19 protein-coding genes are annotated in these 19018 nt (G+C 69.4%); 10 read left to right on the top strand and 9 right to left on the bottom strand.

Annotated elements, in window-relative coordinates; genetic code table 11:
- The first annotated feature begins 208 nt into the window (after positions 1–208).
- From VFG40_RS00480 to VFG40_RS00470, 3 genes are all read left to right on the top strand, one after another.
- Entirely contained in the window at positions 209–2068 is a 1860-nt protein-coding gene (locus VFG40_RS00480; protein ID WP_324893749.1) for a M1 family metallopeptidase, read from the top strand.
- A 103-nt stretch (positions 2069–2171) separates the two neighbouring features.
- On the top strand, positions 2172–3170 hold the full coding sequence (locus tag VFG40_RS00475) for an alpha/beta fold hydrolase (RefSeq protein WP_324893746.1): 999 nt from the start codon (positions 2172–2174) through the stop codon (positions 3168–3170).
- 35 nt (positions 3171–3205) lie between these two features.
- Positions 3206–3595 (top strand): hypothetical protein, encoded by a 390-nt coding sequence (locus VFG40_RS00470; protein WP_324893744.1) that lies wholly within the window; start codon positions 3206–3208, stop codon positions 3593–3595.
- A gap of 24 nt (positions 3596–3619) precedes the next feature.
- On the opposite strand, the gene VFG40_RS00465 is transcribed toward VFG40_RS00470, so the two are convergent.
- The 4 genes from VFG40_RS00465 to VFG40_RS00450 all read right to left on the bottom strand — a co-directional run bounded on the left by VFG40_RS00465 (position 3620) and on the right by VFG40_RS00450 (position 6597).
- Positions 3620–4198: a methyltransferase family protein gene (locus VFG40_RS00465; RefSeq protein WP_324893742.1), complete on the bottom strand. Its 579-nt coding sequence runs from the start codon at positions 4196–4198 to the stop codon at positions 3620–3622.
- Positions 4199–4318: 120 nt separating this feature from the next.
- Entirely contained in the window at positions 4319–5161 is an 843-nt protein-coding gene (locus VFG40_RS00460) for a DUF2182 domain-containing protein (protein WP_324893740.1), read from the bottom strand.
- Entirely contained in the window at positions 5142–5906 is a 765-nt protein-coding gene (locus VFG40_RS00455) for a DUF899 domain-containing protein (RefSeq protein ID WP_324893738.1), read from the bottom strand. The genes VFG40_RS00460 and VFG40_RS00455 overlap by 20 nt, the downstream gene beginning before the upstream one ends.
- Positions 5907–5937: 31 nt before the next feature.
- Positions 5938–6597: a glutathione S-transferase family protein gene (locus VFG40_RS00450; RefSeq protein ID WP_324893736.1), complete on the bottom strand. Its 660-nt coding sequence runs from the start codon at positions 6595–6597 to the stop codon at positions 5938–5940.
- A gap of 139 nt (positions 6598–6736) precedes the next feature.
- Here VFG40_RS00450 and VFG40_RS00445 point away from each other — a divergent pair, with 139 nt between their 5' ends.
- A complete protein-coding gene (locus VFG40_RS00445) occupies positions 6737–7957 on the top strand; it encodes a helix-turn-helix domain-containing protein (RefSeq protein WP_324893734.1) in 1221 nt (406 codons plus the stop codon).
- A 31-nt stretch (positions 7958–7988) separates the two neighbouring features.
- Positions 7989–8642 (top strand): NHL repeat-containing protein, encoded by a 654-nt coding sequence (locus tag VFG40_RS00440; protein ID WP_324893732.1) that lies wholly within the window; start codon positions 7989–7991, stop codon positions 8640–8642.
- Positions 8643–8769: 127 nt separating this feature from the next.
- Here the strand turns inward: VFG40_RS00440 and VFG40_RS00435 are convergent, their stop codons facing one another.
- The 4 genes from VFG40_RS00435 to ttcA form a co-directional block, all read right to left on the bottom strand.
- Positions 8770–9540 (bottom strand): M48 family metallopeptidase, encoded by a 771-nt coding sequence (locus VFG40_RS00435; RefSeq protein ID WP_324893730.1) that lies wholly within the window; start codon positions 9538–9540, stop codon positions 8770–8772.
- Positions 9541–9758: 218 nt separating this feature from the next.
- Positions 9759–10676 carry a recombination-associated protein RdgC gene (locus tag VFG40_RS00430; RefSeq protein ID WP_324893728.1) on the bottom strand — a complete coding sequence of 306 codons (918 nt, stop codon included), beginning with the start codon at positions 10674–10676 and terminating at the stop codon, positions 9759–9761.
- Between the two features lie 190 nt (positions 10677–10866).
- On the bottom strand, positions 10867–12069 hold the full coding sequence (locus VFG40_RS00425; protein WP_324893726.1) for an amino acid aminotransferase: 1203 nt from the start codon (positions 12067–12069) through the stop codon (positions 10867–10869).
- Between the two features lie 39 nt (positions 12070–12108).
- Positions 12109–12987: a tRNA 2-thiocytidine(32) synthetase TtcA gene (ttcA, locus tag VFG40_RS00420; protein WP_324893724.1), complete on the bottom strand. Its 879-nt coding sequence runs from the start codon at positions 12985–12987 to the stop codon at positions 12109–12111.
- A gap of 96 nt (positions 12988–13083) precedes the next feature.
- Here ttcA and VFG40_RS00415 point away from each other — a divergent pair, with 96 nt between their 5' ends.
- The 5 genes from VFG40_RS00415 (at position 13084) to VFG40_RS00395 (ending at position 17608) form a co-directional block, all read left to right on the top strand.
- The gene (locus VFG40_RS00415) at positions 13084–13290 is read left to right on the top strand and encodes a YdcH family protein (RefSeq protein WP_324893722.1); all 207 of its coding nucleotides are present in this window, start codon (positions 13084–13086) and stop codon (positions 13288–13290) included.
- A gap of 12 nt (positions 13291–13302) precedes the next feature.
- Positions 13303–13899 carry a GNAT family N-acetyltransferase gene (locus tag VFG40_RS00410; RefSeq protein ID WP_324893720.1) on the top strand — a complete coding sequence of 199 codons (597 nt, stop codon included), beginning with the start codon at positions 13303–13305 and terminating at the stop codon, positions 13897–13899.
- Between the two features lie 125 nt (positions 13900–14024).
- Positions 14025–14450 (top strand): hypothetical protein, encoded by a 426-nt coding sequence (locus VFG40_RS00405; protein WP_324893718.1) that lies wholly within the window; start codon positions 14025–14027, stop codon positions 14448–14450.
- A complete protein-coding gene (locus tag VFG40_RS00400) occupies positions 14447–15925 on the top strand; it encodes an ATPase domain-containing protein (RefSeq protein WP_324893716.1) in 1479 nt (492 codons plus the stop codon). The genes VFG40_RS00405 and VFG40_RS00400 overlap by 4 nt, the downstream gene beginning before the upstream one ends.
- A 36-nt stretch (positions 15926–15961) precedes the next feature.
- Complete coding sequence (locus VFG40_RS00395) at positions 15962–17608, top strand: diguanylate cyclase domain-containing protein (RefSeq protein WP_324893714.1); 1647 nt, start codon at positions 15962–15964, stop codon at positions 17606–17608.
- Here VFG40_RS00395 and pssA read toward each other — a convergent pair.
- Positions 17605–19005, bottom strand: a complete 1401-nt coding sequence (gene pssA / locus VFG40_RS00390; protein ID WP_324893712.1) for a CDP-diacylglycerol--serine O-phosphatidyltransferase — start codon at positions 19003–19005, stop codon at positions 17605–17607. The two genes, VFG40_RS00395 and pssA, sit on opposite strands and share 4 nt — an antisense overlap.
- Between the last annotated feature and the right edge of the window lie 13 nt (positions 19006–19018).

Here is a 19018-nt window from a genome sequence, read left to right as displayed (position 1 = left end):
GCGCCGAGGAAGCCGGCTTGTCGCTGCAGGCGTATCCGCAATTCCGCGCGTGGGTGGCGCGGGTGGAGGCGCAGCCTGGCTTCCTCGCCGAGATGCATCCGTACGCGATCGATCCGCATTCGTCGCGCGAGCTGCCCTGAGCTTTCGTCACAGGCGGGCGCCACCGCAGCAATGGCATACTCGGGGTTTTCCAGCCTGAGACTTCCCCATGCGCCTGCTGCCCGCCCTCGCCTTCGGCACGCTGATGCTGCCGCTGGCTGCGTACGCCAACGACCCTAACTCCTACGCCCAGCCCGACCAGGTGCGCGTGACGCATCTGGATCTGGACCTGACGATCGACTTCCCGCGCAAGCAGCTCGATGGCCAGGCCACGCTGAAGCTGGACTGGAAGAATGCCAAGGCGCAGTCGCTGGTGCTGGACACGCGCGACCTGAAGATCGCCAAGGTCGAGGCGCTCGGCAGCGACGGCAAGGCCACGCCGCTGACATATGCGCTGGCGCCGCGCGACAAGGTGCTGGGCAGCAAGCTGACCATCGCCGCGCCGAAGCACCCGGCGCAGGTGCGCATCGTCTACACCACCTCGCCCGAGGCGTCCGGCCTGCAGTGGCTGACCCCGGCGCAGACGGCCGACAAGAAGCTGCCTTTCATGTTCTCGCAGTCCGAGTCGATCCACGCGCGCTCGTGGGTGCCGCTGCAGGATTCGCCGGCGATCCGCCTCACCTATACCGCCCACGTCAGCGCGCCGAAGGGCGTGCGCGTGGTGATGAGCGCGCTGAACGACGCCAAGCATCCGCTTAACGGCGACTTCTCGTTCGACCAGCCGCACGCGATCCCGTCCTACCTGCTGGCGATCGCCGCGGGCGATATCGCCGCCGAGGCCACCGGCCCGCGCAGCGCGGTGTATGCCGAGCCGTCGATGGTGCACAAGGCCGCGCGCGAGTTCGACGACACCGAGAAGATGATCGCCACCACCGAGCGTCTGTACGGGCCCTACCGCTGGGGCCGCTACGACCTGATCGTGCTGCCGCCATCGTTCCCGTTCGGCGGCATGGAAAACCCGAACATGACCTTCGCCACGCCGACGATCGTCGTGGGCGACAAGAGCCTGGCCTCGGTGATCTCGCACGAGCTGGCGCACTCGTGGTCGGGCAACCTGGTGACCAACGCCACCTGGCGCGACGGCTGGCTCAACGAGGGATTCACCACCTACGTGCAGGGCCGCATCACCGAGGCGGTGTACGGCAAGTCGCTGGCCGACGAGGAGGCCCTGTTGTCGGCACGCGCACTGGAAAAGAGCATCGGCGGCATGCCGGCCAACAGCCAGAAGCTGGCACCGGTGCCCGGCGACGTGGACGCCGACGACGCGCTGTCCGACGTGGCCTACGACAAGGGCTCGTGGTTCCTGCGCACGCTGGAGCAGCGCTACGGCCGCGAACATTTCGACCCGTACCTGAAAAGCTACTTCGACCACTTCGCCTTCCAGAGCATCACCACCGAGCAGATGCTGGCCTTCCTCAAGGCGAACCTGATCGACAAGTACCCGGGCAAGATGTCGTGGGATGAAGTGAAGCAGTGGGTCTACGGCACGGGCATCCCCAAGGACGCGCCGCTGCCGACCTCGGCCCGCTTCGACATGATCGACGCCAAGGTAAAAGCCTTCACCGCCGGCACGCTGGCCGCCGACCAGCTCGACGCCAAGGGCTGGAACACGCAGGAGTGGATGTACTTCCTCGACCGCCTGCCCGATGCGCCGAAGCTCGCGCAGATGAAAGCGCTGGATGCGGCCTGGCACCTCACCGGCACGCCCAATGCCGAGATCGGCATGCGCTGGTACATCCACGCCATCGCCGCGGGCGACCAGGCCGTGTGGCCGGCCGCGCGCGAGCACATGGTGCGCATCGGGCGCATCTATATCACCACGCCGGTGTACCGCGCCTTTGCCGCCACGCCCGAGGGCCTGGCCTATGCCGAAGCTGCCTACACCAAGGCGAAGGACGGCTACCACCCGCTGACCCAGCAGGTGATCGAGGGCATCTTCGCCAAGGCAAAGGCTGCGCCGACAAAGTAAGCGCGGGCGGGGTGGGGAACGCGACCGGCGTCCCCACCTCGCCACCTCGATGCGCTGACACATCCGCGCCGTACCCTCCCTCCATTCCGCACAGGCCCAGGCCATGTCTTCCACGCCCGCCACCCCTCCTGCAGTGTCCCGCCCGCTCTGGCAGCGCCTGCTGCTGCGGCGGCTGAAATTCCTGTTGGGGGTCGTCGTGATCCTGGCGCTGGCGCTGGGTGGCAGCTACCTGTTCGCGCCGCAATGGCTGCTGCGCGCGAACGTCACGCGGCAGGCGATGGCCGCGCACCTGGAGACCCGCACGGTGCAGGCCGGCGACACCCGCTGGTCGTACTACGAGGGCGGCGAAGGCCCGACGATGGTGCTGTTGCACGGCTACGCTTCAAGCAAGGATGTGTGGCTCAAGGTGGCGAAGGAGCTGACCCCGCACTTCCACCTGATCATTCCCGACCTGCCCGGCTGGGGCGACTCCTCGCGCAGCGACAGCGCCAGCTACGACATCGACGCGCAGGCCGCGCGACTGGACGAGTTCGTGCGCGCGCTCGGGCTGCGCGGGGTCACCGTGGTGGGGCACTCGATGGGCGGGGCCATTGCCGGCGTGTACGCCGCCGCGCACCCGGATGTCGTCGAGCGGCTGGCGCTGGTGGACTCGTTCGGGCTGGCGTCGAAGGAGAAAGACTTCGCCCGCAGCGCGCTCGCCGGCGCCAACCCGTTCGACTACGACGACCGTGCCGGTTTCCAGCGCGCCACGGCACTCGCTTTTGAAAAAGTGCCCGACGTGCGCGGCCGCTTCGTGGACGTGCTGATCCGCCGCAACCAGCGCGACCGCGCGTTTCTCGACCGCACCTTCGACGCCCTGCGCCTGCCCTCGCAGTACCTCTCGGTGCAGCAGCGGCTGGACCAGCTCACCATGCCGGTGATGGGCCTGTGGTGCCGCGACGACAAGATCGTCGACGTCTCCGCGCTGGACAGCCTGCGCAACGGCCTGGTCCACGCCGCCGCCATCAGCACCACCACGCTCAGCGGCTGCAACCACATGCCGATGCTGGAGAAGCCCGAGCAGACCGCGCAGGTGCTGACGGCGTTTCAGCTGTCGCACTGAGTCAATGTTCCACCTCCACGATGGAAGCCACGGATATGAAGGGACTGATCAAATTATCGGTGGTCGCCGCTCTTGGCGCCTTTGTGCCCCACATCGTGGCGGCGACTGGGTCAAAGGTGCCCGAATGGTTCCATGGTTATTGGCAGATGACGGCCGATGAGGACGGCGGGCCGCTGGGAGAGATGATGGAATTCCGTGAAGACGGAACATATGTCTGGCACGACTCCCACTGTCGCGGGCTCTCGCCGCTACCCTTCCACATCTATGACGGGGACATTTACGTCACCAACATGATCCCTGACAAAGGGCCAGTGTCGGTCATCTTTCACCCGAGCGCAGACCATCAGCGGTTATCGTTCACTTCGCCGCGCACCAAGAACAATGCGTACTACAGACACCTAACAGGCAATCCCTGCACGAGGTGATCAGCGAAGTGACGCGAATATGGGTTACACCACACCCGGCACCAGCGCCTTCACCCGCCGCATATAGTCCTCGTAGCGCACGCCGAACTGCTCGCGCATCCAGCGCTCTTCCAGCCGCAGCTTGAACCAGAACGAGCCGGCGACGATGGCCGTGCCGAGCAGACCACGCCACTCGCCCAGCGCGAACGCGGTGCCGAGGAAGCCCATCAGCAGTCCGGTGTAGATCGGGTGGCGCACCCAGCGGTACGGGCCGCGTTCGACCAGCTCGTGATCGCGCTTCACCTGCACCACGGCGCTCCAGTTGCGGCCCAGCGTGGCGCGCGCCCAGATAGCGAACGCCACGCCGGCCCACAGCAGCAGCACGCCCAGCAGCGGCAGCCATGGGCCGGACGGCGCAAAGCGCGCGCGCAGCACCGTGCCCGCACCGCCGCGCCACGGCAGCACCAGCGCGGTGCCGACGATCAGCGGCAGCCAGTACTTCAGGACCCGGGCCGCGATCGGCTCGCTTCGCGCCGTCGATTTCACCGCCCGCGACTGGATCGCCCAGTACGCGAGGAAGACGAACCAGCCAAGGTTGATGAGCCAGACGATGGGCAGATGCATGGGGTGATCCGGTCGAAGGACTTGAGGAGTCCGTGTGGATCGCAGCGTGCCCGCCCGCAGCGCGGGCGGCAAGTTGCAGCTGTCATGCACCACTCGTGCGCCAACGCGTGAAGCGGGTGCTCATCCAGCCGCGGTAATGACCACGATCAGCCGCCACAGTCCGGTGACCAGCGCGAGCACACCGATCCCCCGGGCGACACGGTCGCCATGAAGCGACAGACGCTCCGCGGTGATCGCGGCAGTGATCACCACCATTGCGCGCAGGTCCATCACTCCGCTGACCAGCAGGATCGCCGTCAGCCCGGCACAACTGGCACTGCAGTGACGCCCCAGGCGCAGGCCGACTCGCCAGGCGCTGCGAAAATGTGCGGGCGAGACGCCGGCGCTGGGGGGCCACTGCCGACAGTGGGTCAGCTGGCGCGCCTTCCACGCCGTGCACTGGAGCGCCCCGGCAAGCATCAGCACGGCGCCCGTCGCGAGCGGCGCTGCGCGGGCCAGCACGGGGTGCTCCAGCAACCCGGTGGCCAGCGCCGTGCCCGCTACCGAGATCACAGCACCCATGGCGGTCCACACCAGCAAGTAGCCGACGCCCACGCAGACAGTCAGTGCCGTGGGGTGCGTGGCGCCCGCGTGTACCGCCGCGCAGCGATAGCGCCACAGGTTCGGCACGACCGCGGGCAGCATCATCGCCACCATCATCGTCGACCACATGACGAGCCAGGCCGCCAGTTGCGCGGGGGCGTTGCGGCCGCACATCGCCAGCCAGTGCATCGACAGGCTCCACCCCCCGCGCATCGGCAGCGCCGCCATCGCCGACATCGAGGCGGTGCGGCCGGCGGTGACTGCGGCACAACCGACGAACAGCACGCTGCAACCGAGTACGAACGCGCGCCGGGGCGCGGCATCCGCAGGATCGCTTGCATCGTGCAGCGGTGCCACCCGCTCAGGGCGCGCCGTACTCATCGTGCCGCTTCCACCAGATGCCGGACTCGTTGCGCCCCTTCGGCGCCCGGTCCAGCCACGGGTACATGCCCCACAAGCCGTCCAGCCCGCGCGCGTAGGTGGAGTAGCTGTGATAGACCACGCCGTCTTCCAGCACGAAGGCGCTCATGCCCGGTCGGTCGCGCACGTAGGTTGGGGCGTCGGTGCCGCAGGAGGCGGCAGACTGCACCACCGGCTCCGGGAATTGCGTCGCCGCGATCGGATGGCCGCCGCGTCGGTAGTTGTACTCGACGGCGCCCACGCGCTGCTGCTCCTCGGTGATCGAGGTGCTGAAGTCGAAGTTGAAGTCGCTGTCCTGCGAGGACGCCCAGGGAAAGCGCCAGCCCAGCCGTTGCTTGTACGCCTGCAGCGTCGCCAGCGGCGCGCGCGACACCGCCATAAGTGTGACGTCGTGATGCGCCAGGTGCACCGCGAAGCCGTCGAAACCGTCGGCGATCGCCGAGCACGAGGGGCAGCCGGCGCGATAGTCCGGCCCGAACATGAAGTGATAGACCAGCAGCTGCGAGCGGCCGCGAAACAGCTGGGCCAACGTGGCCTCGCCATCGTCGGTGTCGAAACGGTACGGCTTGTCGATGCGCACCCAGGGCAGCGCCTGGCGCTGTCGGGCCAGCGCGTCGCTGCGCCGGGTGTGTTCCTTTTCGGCAGCGAGCAGTTCCAGTCGCTGCTCGAGCCATTGCTCGCGGGTGCTTACGGCATGCGTCGTCATGGTGGTCTCCTTTCGGGGCGGAGCAGAAGATTCAGGCGGCGACTGGCGCGTGGCGGGCGTAATCCGCCAGTTGCGCGGTCAGTGCCTTGTGGAAGGCGGGACGCGCCTCGCAGCGCTCGACATAGGCGGCCAACACCGGAAAGCCTTCCACCAGATCGGTATGTCGCAGGAAGCGCAGCACCGTCGCCATCAGGATGTCGGCGGCGGTGAAGCGATCGAGCAGGTAGTCGCGCGTGCCGAACCGGCGTTCCAGCGCGGCCAGCCGCGCCTTCACCGTGTCGACCACCGCGGGGCGACGCAGCGCTACCCATGCTTCGCCCGCGTGCAGCAGGTCCATCTCCAGCAGCTGCTGCACCGGCGGCTCGACCGTGTTCACCGCGGCGAACATCCAGCTGAGCACCTCGGCCTGTGCCGCCGCCTCCGCCGGCATCAGCGCTGCCGACTCGCCAGCGATGCGATGCACGATGGCGGCCGATTCGAACAGCACGTGCCCGTCCGCCTCGAACGCCGGCACCATGCCGAAGGGCTGATGTCGGCGGTAGGCGCTGGCGTGGCGCTCGTCGAAATCGATCAGCCGCACCTCATGCGCGAGGCCGGCCTCCTCCAGTGCCCAGCGCACGCGCAGGTCGCGCAACAGGCCTTGCGCGAACGGTGGCGCCCAGCGAAATCCCCAGACGACGATGTGGTCCATGATGCATTCCTCAGACAGTGGATCGAGCCGCGGCTCGCGGCGCCGTGGCCGGATGTGCCGACCGAGCGGATAGGCTAGGTTCGGCCGGGCGAACGAAGGGAGTGACAACCGTGGCGCGATTGCGAACGAGGCGGCGGCGATGGATTCGCTGATCACCGCGGCGGCCCGTGCGCTGGCCAGCGGCGACCCGCTCGGCGCGCTCAAGCGCGTGGCGCTGCGCGACGATGCTCCGGCCCTGGCGCTGCGCGGCATCGCGATGGCGCAGCTGGGCGATTTCGCGCGCTCCCGACTGCTGCTGCGGCGGGCCGCCCGCGCCTTCGGTGCGCACGCCGCCGTGGCACGCGCGCGCTGCGTGGTGGCCGAGGCGGAGGTGGCGTTGGCCTCACGCGAACTGGGCTGGCCGGCGAAGACGCTGGACGCGGCCCGCGCCACGCTGGAGGCGCACGGCGACCGCGCGAACGCCGCGCACGCGCGCTATCTGGCGATCCGCCGACTGCTGCTGCTCGGCCGCCTCGACGAAGCCGAGCAGATGCTCGACGTTTGCGATCCCCCATCGCTGCCGCCGGCCCTGCAGGCGATCGATGCACTGGCGCGAGCGGGTATCGCCATGCGGCGGCTGCGTGCGGGAGCCGCGCGCACGGCGCTCGATGCTGCAGCCCGCGCCGCGCATCGCACCGGCATTCCATCACTGGTGGCCGAGGTGGAGCAGGCGGCGTCTGCCTGGCGCGCACCGGCAGCGCGTCTGCTCGCCGCCGGCGAGGAGCGGATGCTTCGCCTCGATGAGGTCGAGGCGTTGCTGGCCGCGGACCGGCTGTTGATCGACGGCTGCCGGCACGCCGTACACGCGGGCGACACCGTGGTGGCGCTGGCCCGCCGGCCGGTGTTGTTCACGCTGGCCCGCGTGCTGGGCGAAGCGTGGCCGCAGGACGTGCCGCGAAACGCGCTGATCGCCCGCGCGTTCCGGGCCCGCGCGATCGACGAGTCGCACCGCGCGCGGCTGCGGGTGGAGATGGGCCGATTGCGCACGGCGCTGCGCGGGCTGGCCGAGGTGCACGCCACCCGGATCGGTTACGCACTGATGCCGCGCGATGGACGCGCCGTGGCGGTGCTGACGCGGCCGGTCGAGGAGAAGCACGCCGCGGTGCTCGCCCTGCTTGCCGATGGCGAAGCGTGGTCCAGCTCGGCGCTGGCGCTGGCTCTGGGCGACAGCCAGCGCACGGTGCAGCGCGCGCTCGATGCGCTGGCCGCGGCGGGCACGATCCAGTCGATCGGACGCGGCCGCGCGCGGCGCTGGATGACGCCACCGCTGCCGGGATTCGCGACCGCCTTGTTACTCCCCGCGCCGCTGTCCGGCGACTAGGATGCGCTCACCCTCTGCACGGGATGGAACCATGAAGCGTACAACCGCCGAGATCGTGCGAGAGCACGGCGCCTATCCCGAGGCCGACAACGTTGGCGGCGTGACCTACGACGGCCAGCGGGTCTGGATGGCCACCGGCGACCGCCTGCGCGCGGTCGACCCGGCCAGCGGCGATACGCTCGGCGCGTTGGACGTGCCCGCGCACGCCGGCACGGCGTTCGATGGCCGCCACCTGTTCCAGATCGCCGAGGACCGCATCCAACGCATCGATCCGCACAGCGGCGAGGTGCTCGGCTCGATCCCCGCGCCCGGAGGCGGCGGCGACTCCGGCCTGGCCTGGGCCGAGGGCACGCTGTGGGTCGGGCAATACCGGGGGCGCAAGATCCACCAGGTGGATCCGCTGACCGGCGCGGTGCTGCGCACCATCGAGTCGAACCGCTTCGTCACCGGCGTCACCTGGGTCGGCGGCGAGCTGTGGCACGCCACCTGGGAGGACGAGCAGAGCGAGTTGCGGCACATCGATGCCGACACCGGCGAGGTGCTGGAGAGCCTGGAGATGCCGCCGGGCATCGTGGTGTCGGGGCTGGATTCGGACGGGGCCGACACGTTCTTCTGCGGCGGCGGCAGCAGCGGCAAGCTACGCGCCGTGCGTCGCCCGCGGCGAGGTGCGGCGGGGCAACGCTGAGAGGCCGGTGCGGCTCGAGTAGCGACGGCGAGAACCTCAGCGCCGCGGTGTCACTTGCGCAAAGGCGGCTCGATAATCGGTCTGTTGCGCGCTCGCGCGGGGAGCGTGCGCGATCCACGCCGTGATGTCAGTCGGCGACGTCAGCCACCAGCCGGTCCAGTTCGGCCTTCAGCAGCGAGCCGTTCTGGCGCAGCCAGTCGCGCTGTTCGCGCCAGCCGGGGAACAGGCCTTCGACCTGCGCCCAGAACCGCGGCGAGTGGTTGCGTACCTTGAGGTGGCACAGCTCATGGGCAAGCACATAGCGCAGCGCGGCGGGCGGAGCCAGCGCGAGGGCGAGGTCGAGGTTGATGCGGTCGCGGGTATCCAGGCTGCCCCACAGGCTCTTCAGCGGGCGGATCTTCAGCGCAGTGGGTGCCAGCCCCAGCTGGGGCACGTAGCCGGCCAGCCAGCGCGACACGTCGCGCCGGATCAGCGACTCGAAATGCGAGGCGAGCAGACCACGCGCCACCGGCAAGGCGCGCGTGTGCGGGCGCGGGATCACCAGTGTCAGGGCGCCCTCGCCCGTCTCGATACGGGGATACGGGCCCTCGGCCCAATCCAGCGTTACCGGCTCCCCGCGCAGCGGCATCTCGGTGGCGTGCCCCACCCGCAGCGGAGGCAGCGGCTTGACCAGCAGGTTGAGCTCGTCGAGTTTCTGCTCCAGCCAGTCGGCGTGGCTGCGCAGGAATGCGCTGACCTGCGCCGGATGCGTGCCGTGTGGGTAGGAGACCCGCGCGCCCTTGGGCGTGACGGTGAGACGCAGCCGGCGCGCGCGCGGATGGGCGGCACGCAACACCCGGATGGTGCTGCCGGTTGCCGTGGCCAGTTCCAGCCAATCGCCTTCGAGATGCTGCGCCATGCTGCCGCCTGCCTGTGGACCGGACCCTTGGACACCACACCTGCCGCTTCGTCGTGTCCTCCCGGCAAAAGGCAGGCGGCCGGATGGGCCGCGCCGGGGCGCCGGGGCGGGCTGCCGCGTTGCGGCGACCCGCCTCGATTCTGGCAGGGATTGGCGACGCGGATGTGATGTTTCAAGCAGTCGCGAGCGTTTCCCGAGCTGCCATGCGCCCGCGTATGTCAGGCGTCGGCGGGCCGCGGCAGGCCGAACCACTCTTCCAGCTTGGCCAGCAGGCGCTCCAGCTCCAGCGTGAGCAGGGCGAAGCTGGCGTCGGCCTCGGCAGCGGCGTCGGCGTGGCTGTCGCCCATCTCGTCCAGCACGACGTCGAGGAACTTCAGCTTGCGCACGATCAGGTCCTCGCCGAGCACGAAACTCATGCGGTCGTCGAACACCAGCCCGAGCTGGAACACCTGCTTGCCGTTGCGCAGGTGCTCCTTGATCTCCTCGCTGTCCAGCTCCTGCCGGCGGCACTTGGCGATGGCGCCGGTGTTGCTGGCCGGATCGCGCAGCTCCACCTCGTCGCCCAGCGCCAGGCCCGCCGGCAGGGTGCCGTTGGCGAGCCAGTCGGTCATCAGCACGCGGGGACCCTCTTCCGGCGCCAGCGGCACTGCGGGGAAGCTGCCCAGCGCCTCGCGGATCTGGGTCAACGAGTTTTCGGCCGACTTGCGGCTGGAGGTATCGAGCACCAGCCAGCCGTTTTTGCGGTCGACGTAGCTGGACATGCGCGAGGTGCGCACGAACGCACGCGGCAGCAGTTCGGTGAGCAGGTCTTCCTTGATCCGCTTGCGCTCGCGGCCGCCGACCTTGCGGCCCTCTTCCTCGGCGATCTTCTGCACCTTGCGCTGCAGCTCGTCGTTGATGACGGCCGCGGGCAGCAGCTTGTCCTCGCCGCCGACGGTGACCATGGTGCAGTGCTTGACCACATGGGTAAGCGCGGCCTCCTCGCCGCGGCCCACGGGCGGCACGAAGCCCTTGGTGAACATCTCCAGCGGCCCGCACGGGCGCAGCCGGTGCTCGCCGAGCACCTCATCCAGGCGGGCAAGATCCTCGGCGACGGCGGGGGAAAAGCGGAACAGGGTCAGATTGCGGAAAAACATGCGGTATCCAGTGAGCAAGCGTGGTGCGGAAGCCGGGCCGGCGCGGCGCAATGATCGGCGCCGGCACGAACCGTCCACGAGAGGGTCCGGGCAGGCGGCATCGGCCGGATCAGGAGCCGCCCGTCACCGGCTCGGGCGACGGACGGCAAGCGTGCGGCGGGCCGCGCGCAGGAGTTGAGACGATACCTGCTCAGCCGGCCACTGCGGCGACGGCATCGGCAACGTAGTCGAGATTGCCGCGGTTGAGCGCGGCCACGCAGATGCGCCCCGTGCCCAGCGCGTAGATCGCGTACTCGTCGCGCAGGCGATCGACCTGCGCCTTGCTCAGGCCGGAGTAGGAGAACATGCCGGCCTGGCGCTGGATGAAACCGAAGTGGGTGTGGCCGTGCGCGGCCAGCTTTTCCACCAGGCCGGCGCGCATGGCGTGGATGCGCTCGCGCATCTCGCCCAGTTCGCTCTCCCACAGCGCACGCAGCTCGGCGCTGGCCAGCACACCGGCGACCAGCTGGCCACCATGGGCGGCCGGGCTGGAATAGTTGGCGCGGATGGTCTGCTTGATCTTGGAGCGCAGGCGCGCGGCCTCGCCCCTGTCCGCGCCGACCATCGACAGCACGCCCACGCGCTCGCCGTACAGCGAGAACGATTTGGAGTACGAGCTGGCGACCACGAACGCCTCGATGCCCGAGGCGGCAAACAGGCGCACCGCGGTGGCGTCGGCGTCGATGCCCTGGTCAAAGCCCTGGTAGGCCATGTCGACGAACGGCAGCAGGTTGCGCTCCTTCACCAGCGCCACCACCTGCGCCCACTGCTCGGCGTTCAGATCCACGCCGGTGGGGTTGTGGCAGCACGCGTGCAGCAACACCACGGTGCCCGGCTCGAGCTGGCCGAGGTCGTCCAGCATGCCGGCGAAATCGAGGCCGTGGCTGGTGTCGTCGTAGTAGCGGTACTCCAGCAGCTGGAACCCGGCGGTGCGGAACACCACGTGGTGGTTGCCCCAGCTGGGATTGCTGATGGCGATCTTCGCGTTGGCGCCACCGACCTGCTTGAGCAGGTCCGCCGCCACGCGCAGCGCACCGCTGCCGCCGATGGTCTGTGCGGTGGCGACGCGGCCGGCGGCCAGCAGCGGCGACTCGGCGCCAAACAGCAGCTGCTGGCTGAGCGTGTTGTAGGCAGGCAGGCCGTCGATCGGCAGGTAACCACGCGGCTGCGTGTCGCGCGCCAGCGCCTGCTCCACCTGCTGCACCGCTTTCAGCACCGGCACGCGGCCTTGCTCGTCGGTGTAGATGCCCACGCCGAGGTTCACCTTGTTCGGGCGGGCGTCGGTGACATACGCCTCGGTGAGGCCCAGGATCGGGTCGCCGGGGGCCATTTCAACGGATGCAAAGATCGACATGGGCTGCTCGAGAAGTGGATGGATTGGAAGTATGGACGTCTAAACGCTTTCGTCGCCCGGCTGGCCAGCATAGCCGGCCAGCCAGTCGCGTGCATCGCGCGGCGTGGCGTCGTGGCGTGCGCCGAGCGAGGCGAAGTCGAACAGCGTGCGATCAGCCAGCTGCGAAGGCGACACGCTGCCCAGCGCGCGGAAGATGTTCTCGCTGCGGCCGGGCTGGATCTTCTCCCATTCGGCCAGCATCTGCGTCACCGCCTTGCGCTGCAGGTTCTCCTGCGAGCCGCAGAGGTTGCACGGAATGATCGGGAACGCCCGCTCCGCCGCGTAGGCGGCAATGTCGCTTTCCCTGCAGTACGCCAGCGGCCGGATCACCACGTGGCGGCCGTCGTCCGAGCGCAGCTTGGGCGGCATCGCCTTGAGCTGCGCCTGGTAGAACAGGTTGAGGAAGAACGTGCCCAGGATGTCGTCACGATGGTGACCCAGCGCGATCTTGCTGACGCCGTGGTCCGCCGCCCACTGGTACAGCGCGCCGCGGCGCAGCCGCGAGCACAGGCTGCACATGGTCTTGCCGGCAGGGATCACCCGCGTGACCGTGCTGTAGGTGTCCTGCTCGATCACGTGGAATGGCACGCCGCGCGCGGTGAGGTAGTCCGGCAGCACATGGGCAGGAAAGCCCGGCTGCTTCTGGTCGAGGTTCACCGCCACCAGCGCGAAGGGCACCGGCGCCTTGGCCTGCAGCGCCAGCAGCATGTCCAGCAGCGTGTAGGAGTCCTTGCCGCCGGACAGGCACACCATCACGGTGTCGCCGTCCTCGATCATGTTGAAGTCGGCGATCGCCTGACCCACCTGGTGGCGCAGGCGCTTGGCCAGTTTTCCGGCTTCGTAGTGCTGCTTGCGGGAGCGGTCGGATGAGGCGGACATCGGAGCGGAATCAGGGCGATAGCAGGCCATTGTAGCGGGCTGACCACCGCCGGGCCGGAGGCGTACACTTGGCGCTTCCTTTTTCCAGCGTGCGCCATGACGGCCAAGGATTCGCCCTCGATCCCCCAGCTGCTGGCCGAACTGCGGCTCGAGCATCGCGAGCTCGACACCGTGGTGGCGCAGCTGGTGGCATCGGGCTGTCGCGACGAGTTGCAGATCACCCGGCTGAAAAAGCGCAAGCTGCTGCTGAAGGACGCCATCGCGCGGCTGGAAAGCAAACTGATACCCGACCTCGACGCCTGATCGCCCGCCGCCATGACGCTGCTCGCCGCTGTCCGCCTGGAAGACGACCACGTCGCGCTCGAGCCGCTGCAGCCGGCGCACGCGCCGGCGCTGGAAACGGCCGCCGCCGACGGTGAACTGTGGAAGCTGTGGTTCACCAGTGCGCCGCCGCCGGGCCAAGCCGCGCGTTACATCGAGCAGGCGCTGGCCGGTGTGCAGACCGGCGCCATGGCGGCCTTCGCCGTGCGCGACAAGCGCAGCGGCGAGGTGGTGGGCACCACCCGTTACTACGCGTTCGATGCGGCGCTGCCGCGGGTGGCGATCGGCTACACCTGGTATGCCCGCCGCTACCAGAAAACCCACCTCAACACGGCCTGCAAGCGGCTGCTGCTGCGCCATGCGTTCGAGCAGCTGGGCTGCGTCGCGGTGGAGTTCCACACCGACCACCGCAACCTCGACTCGCAGCGCGCGATCGAGCGGCTCGGCGCACATCGCGACGGCGTGCTGCGCGCCCACATGCGCCGGCCCGACGGCAGCCTGCGCGACACGGTGTGTTATTCGATCCTCGCCGGCGAATGGCCCGACGTGCAGCGCTGGCTCGATCTGCGGCTGCAACGCCTGGCCGGCTGATGCTGTACGAACGCCGCGCCGGGCCTGCACGACTCACGCTTTGTGAACACGTTTCCTCGACAGTGCGCCTATGCTGGGCGCCGCTCGCACCGCTCGCTTGAGCGCCGGGCCTCACGGGATCGCTGATGCACGCTGACGCACACGAGATCCCGGCCTCATGGGGGCGGATGGCCGACAACGGCGCCGACGCCGGGCAGATTGCCGAGCATGTCGTGGCCTTGTGGTGCGGCATCACGCAGGCGCTGTCGCCGATCATCGGCCCTGCCGGTATCGCCGCGCTCTACCAGCGCAGCGTATTCCTGACCCGCCGCGAGCACCCTTCCTTGCAGTCGGCCGCCGCGCTGGCGCCGGCGCCGGATGAATTCGCGCCGCTGCGCATGGCGCTGGCCGCGCTGCCCGCCCACGAGGCGGCCAACACCGCCACCGCCCTGGTGCGCACGTTCCACGACCTTCTGGCCTACCTGATCGGCGACTCGCTCACCGAGCGGCTGCTGCGCTCCGTGTGGACCCCACCTTCAAGCGGCCAAGCCGTACAGGACACCGCGTCATGATCATGGCCAAGGCCACTATTCACCGGCTCTCCACCGGCGTGCCGGGGCTGGACGTCGTGCTCGGCGGTGGGCTGCCGGAGTTCTCCTTCAACGTGCTGGCCGGGCCGCCCGGCTGCGGCAAGACCACGCTGGCGCACCAGATGATGTTCGCCCTGGCCACGCCGGATCGCCCGGCGCTGTACTTCACGGTGCTGGGCGAACCGCCCTTGAAGATGCTGCGCTACCAGCAGCAGTTCGATTTCTTCGACAGCGAGAAGGTCGGCCAGTCGATCCACTTCATCAACCTGGCCGAGGAGGCCGGCAGCGGCGACCTAGGCAAGGTGCTGGCGCGGATCGTGGAGGAAGTGCACCAGCACGGGCCGGGGCTGGTGTTCGTCGACTCGTTCCGCTCGGTGGTGCTGGCCGGGCGCGACGGCGACCGCACCTTCCTCACCCTGCAGCAGTTCATCCAGCAGCTGGGCATGCTGATGACCAGCTGGCAGGCGACCACCTTCCTGCTCGGGGAGTACTTCCACGACAACGATCCCAGCCCGGTCTTCACCGTGGCCGACGGGCTGATCTGGATGCGCCAGAGCGTCCAGGGCAATTCGATGGTGCGCAAGATGGAGGTGATGAAGATGCGCGGGCAGCCGACCCAGCCCGGCCTGCACACCTTCCGCATGAGCCATGCCGGGATCAAGGTATTCGCGCCGCCGCCGCTGCCGCCCACCGCCTCGACCCAGCTGGAGCCGTTCACGCAGCGCCTGGCGATGGGCGTGCCGGAGCTCGACGCCATGCTCGGCGGCGGCCTGCCGGCGGGCTACTCGCTGCTGGTGGCCGGTCCGTCGGGCTCGGGCAAGAGCATCCTGGCCGGCGCGTTCCTCGCAGAGGGTGCCCGCCAGGGCGCAACCGGCGTGATCGCCGCCTTCGAGCAGCGCGCCGACCGGTCGCGCGGGCGCGCCGTGGTGGAGCTGATCCAGAGCGGCCGCATCGGCGTGGTCGACACGCGTGCGCCGGGGCTGTCGGTGGACGAGATGTCGATGCTGCTGCTCACCGAGGTGCGACGCCTCAAGGCAACCCGGCTGGTGATCGACTCGCTGTCCGGTTTCGAGCTGGCGCTGGCGCCGACCTTCCGGGAGGACTTCCGCGAGTCGCTGGCGCGGATGGTGTCGGCGCTGTGCGGCGCCGGCGTCACCGTGCTGATGACCTCGGAGCTGGAAGACCGCTACACCGAGCTGCGCTTCAGCCCCTACGGCACCGCGTTCCTCACCGACGCGATCATCGTGCAGCGCTACATCGAGGTGGACAGCCGCCTGCAGCGGGTGATGGCAGTGGTGAAGGTGCGCGCCAGCGCGCATTCGTCCGAGCTGCGGCAGTTCCGCATCGACGACGGCGGCCTGGCGATCGGTGAGCGGCTCGACGGCTATGAAGGCCTGCTCGACGGCCGGCCCACGCGCAATACGCGGCCCTCCGGGCGTGGCCCCGACGATGGCTGACCGGCGTCGGGCGGGCCGCGCGCCGTGAACCCGCCCATGGACCCGCCCGTGCCCGCCGCGCCGGATGACGGCACGCTGTCCGACGCCGAGCAGGAGTCCCTGCGCGAGGCGCTGGTAAGGCTGCGGGACGAACTGAGCCAGGCGCGTACCGCACTGGCGTCCACGCGGGCGACCGAATTGCAGGAAGCCAATGCTCGGCTGGTGGTGGCCGCGTTGCGCTCGGACGAGATCGCCGAGACCGCGCTGCGGCATCTTTCCGAGCTGGCGCTCAACAGTTATCGCGACGTGCTCACGGGCATCCCCAACCGTGTGCTGATGCGCGACCACCTCGACGCGGCAATCGCCATCGCCCGCCGTGCGGCCTCGCACTTCGCCGTGTTCTTCATCGACTTCGACCATTTTCGCGAGATCAACCGCACGCTGGGACACACCGCCGGCGACGAGGTGCTGCGGCTGGGTGCCCGGCGGCTGGGCTCGGTGATCCGCGAAACCGACACCCTCAGTCGCCACGGCGGCGACGAGTTCCTGGCCCTGATCACCCAGCTCGCGCGCCCGGGCGATGCGGCCCATGCGGCGCGTCAGATGCTCCACGCACTGGCGCAGCCGGCGGAAGTCGCCGGCGCAGCCATGGTGTTGTCGGCCAGCATCGGCATCGCCATCTATCCGCACGACGGCGAAGACGCCGACACCCTGATCAGCCACGCCGACGCGGCCATGTACCGCGCCAAGAGTGCCGAGCCGGGCTCGTTCCGGTTCTTCCGTGCCGACGAAGCGGCCGCCGAGGCGGTGGCACCGGCGCCGGTCGCGGCACGGCGCGTGGCGTCATCGCCAGCGCGTGCCGGCGATGCGTTCGAGAGCACCCTGCGCGAGGCAAACACCCAGCTGTTGCTGACCGCACTGCAGGCGCAGGAGCGCGAGCAGCAGCTGCGCGAAGCGCAGCACCAGCAGATCCAGTTCATGGCGATGGTGGTGCACGAACTGCGCCACCCGCTGACCCCACTGATGCTGGCGGCGGAAATGCTCGGCACACGTGAGATGCACGACAGCGCCACCCTCAAGAGCCTGCAGGGCATCGTCGACCACCAGGTGACCCGGCTGTCGCGACTGATCGGCGATTTGCTCGACGGCGCCCGCATCGGTGTGGGCAAGCTGCGCCTCAAGCGCCAGCCGATGGATCTGCTGCAGGCCCTGCACGATGCCACCGACGCCAGCGGTCCGCTGTTCGCGCTGCGGCACCAGTCATTGCAGGTGCGGCTGCCGCTGGGGCCTGTAGCCATGATGGGCGACACCGTCCGACTGACCCAAGTGTTTTGCAACCTGCTGGACAACGCCTCGAAGTACAGCGCCGAGGGCGCCGAGACCACCCTGACGCTCACAGCCCGGGAGCACGAGTTCGACGTCACCGTGACTGACAGCGGCATCGGCATCGATGCCGATGCGCTGGAGTCGATCTTCGGACTGTTCGTGCAGGACGACCGGGGGCTGGCCTGCTCGCACGGCGGGCTGGGCATTGGCCTGGCGCTGGTCCGCGAGCTGGTGCAGGCACATGGCGGGCAGGTGTCGGTGCACAGCGCCGGCCACGACCTCGGCAGCACCTTCGTGGTGAGCCTGCCCAGGATGGCGTCGGCGGCGGATGCACCATTCCCCGGCCTGCCGCAAGCCCCGGCCCCGGCAGCGCCTTAGAGCAGCCGGTTGGCCAGCCGGTCCAGGCGCACGCCCTTGAGCCGGCGCAGCAGCTTGCGCACCGGCGCCGGGTAGTCACGTGTGGTCTCCAGCGTTCGGTAGTCACGCAGGCGCGTGGCGTGACGCTTCAATGCGATCCACTCGGCAGCGTGCTGCTCCCGCAACAGGCCGTCCGGGTCGCGCAGCAGCAGGGCGTTTTCCAGATCCAGCGACCACGCGCGCGGATTGAGGTTGTTGCCGGTCAGCACCGACACGTCATCGTCGATGAACAGCCCCTTGAGGTGGAAGCTGTTGTTGCCGTGCCGCCACAGGTGCAGGCGCAGCTGGCCGCTGTCGAGCTGGCGCTGGTGGGTGCGCGCGAAGCGGCGCAGGTTGGCCTCGTACAGGTACGGCAGCACGCCGATGGTGCGGAACGGCTCGTCCGGCGGCACGAAAAAGTCGTTGGCGGTCTTGTCGCCCACCATGATCTCCACCGTGCAGCCGCGCCGCAGCAGCAGGCCGAGCACGGCGCGCACCGGGCGCGGCAGGTTGAAGTACGGGGTGAGCAGCACCACCCGCTCGCGCGCATCGCGCAGCAGCGCCAGCAGGGTCTGGTTGAGCGCGTTGTCGCTGCGTCCGAAGCCCGCCATTGGCGTCACCGCCACCTCGCCCGCGGCGAGCGCATCGCGCGGCACCGCGTAATCCGCCTGCGCCAGCCGCTGGCGAAAGGCGCGGATAGCCGGCACCAGCGCCGCCGTGGTCGGCACCGGCTGCTGGTCGAGCCGGCACACCGCCGGCTGCGCCGCGAATTCACGCTGCACGAAACCGGCCATCGCGTCGGCCAGGCCGGCTTGGCACAGCACGTGGTAGCGATCGAGCCGGTAGCGGCCGTGGCGCGCCAGGTAGACGTTGTTGATGCTGGCGCCCGAATACAGCACGGCATCGTCGATCACCATGCCCTTCAGATGCAGTACGCCGAACAACTCGCGGCCCTGCACCGGCACGCCATAGATCTTCACGCCCGGCCCGCGTTCGGCGGCGACGGACCGATACATGCCGGCATTGCCCTCGCTGCGCGCCTTGCCGATCAGGCCGCGCTGCGCGCGATGCCAGTCGACGAACACGCTGATGTCCAGCCCGGGCTGGCGATCGTGCGCGTCATGCAGCGCGGCAAGCAGCTCGCGGCCCGCGTCGTCGTCCTCCAGGTAGAGCGCCACGATCACGATGCGCCGCTGCGCCGTGGCGATTGCCGCCAGCAGGCGTTCGCGAAAGCTGGCCGGATCGGTCAGCGTAACCACGCCTTTCGCCGGCACCGCGAATGCCGCCAGGTCTCCCACCCTGCTGCGCATGCGGTCCGCGCGGCCGAACGGCAGCAGTCGCCGCGCCACACGGCCGGGAAGTCGAGTCAGTCGTTTCATCGCGGACAAGGAT

This window comes from Dyella sp., assembly GCF_035685805.1.
Taxonomy (GTDB): Bacteria; Pseudomonadota; Gammaproteobacteria; order Xanthomonadales; family Rhodanobacteraceae; genus Dyella_A.
Note: the sequence above shows the minus strand (reverse complement) of the source record. Positions and strands in the feature narration are given on the sequence as shown.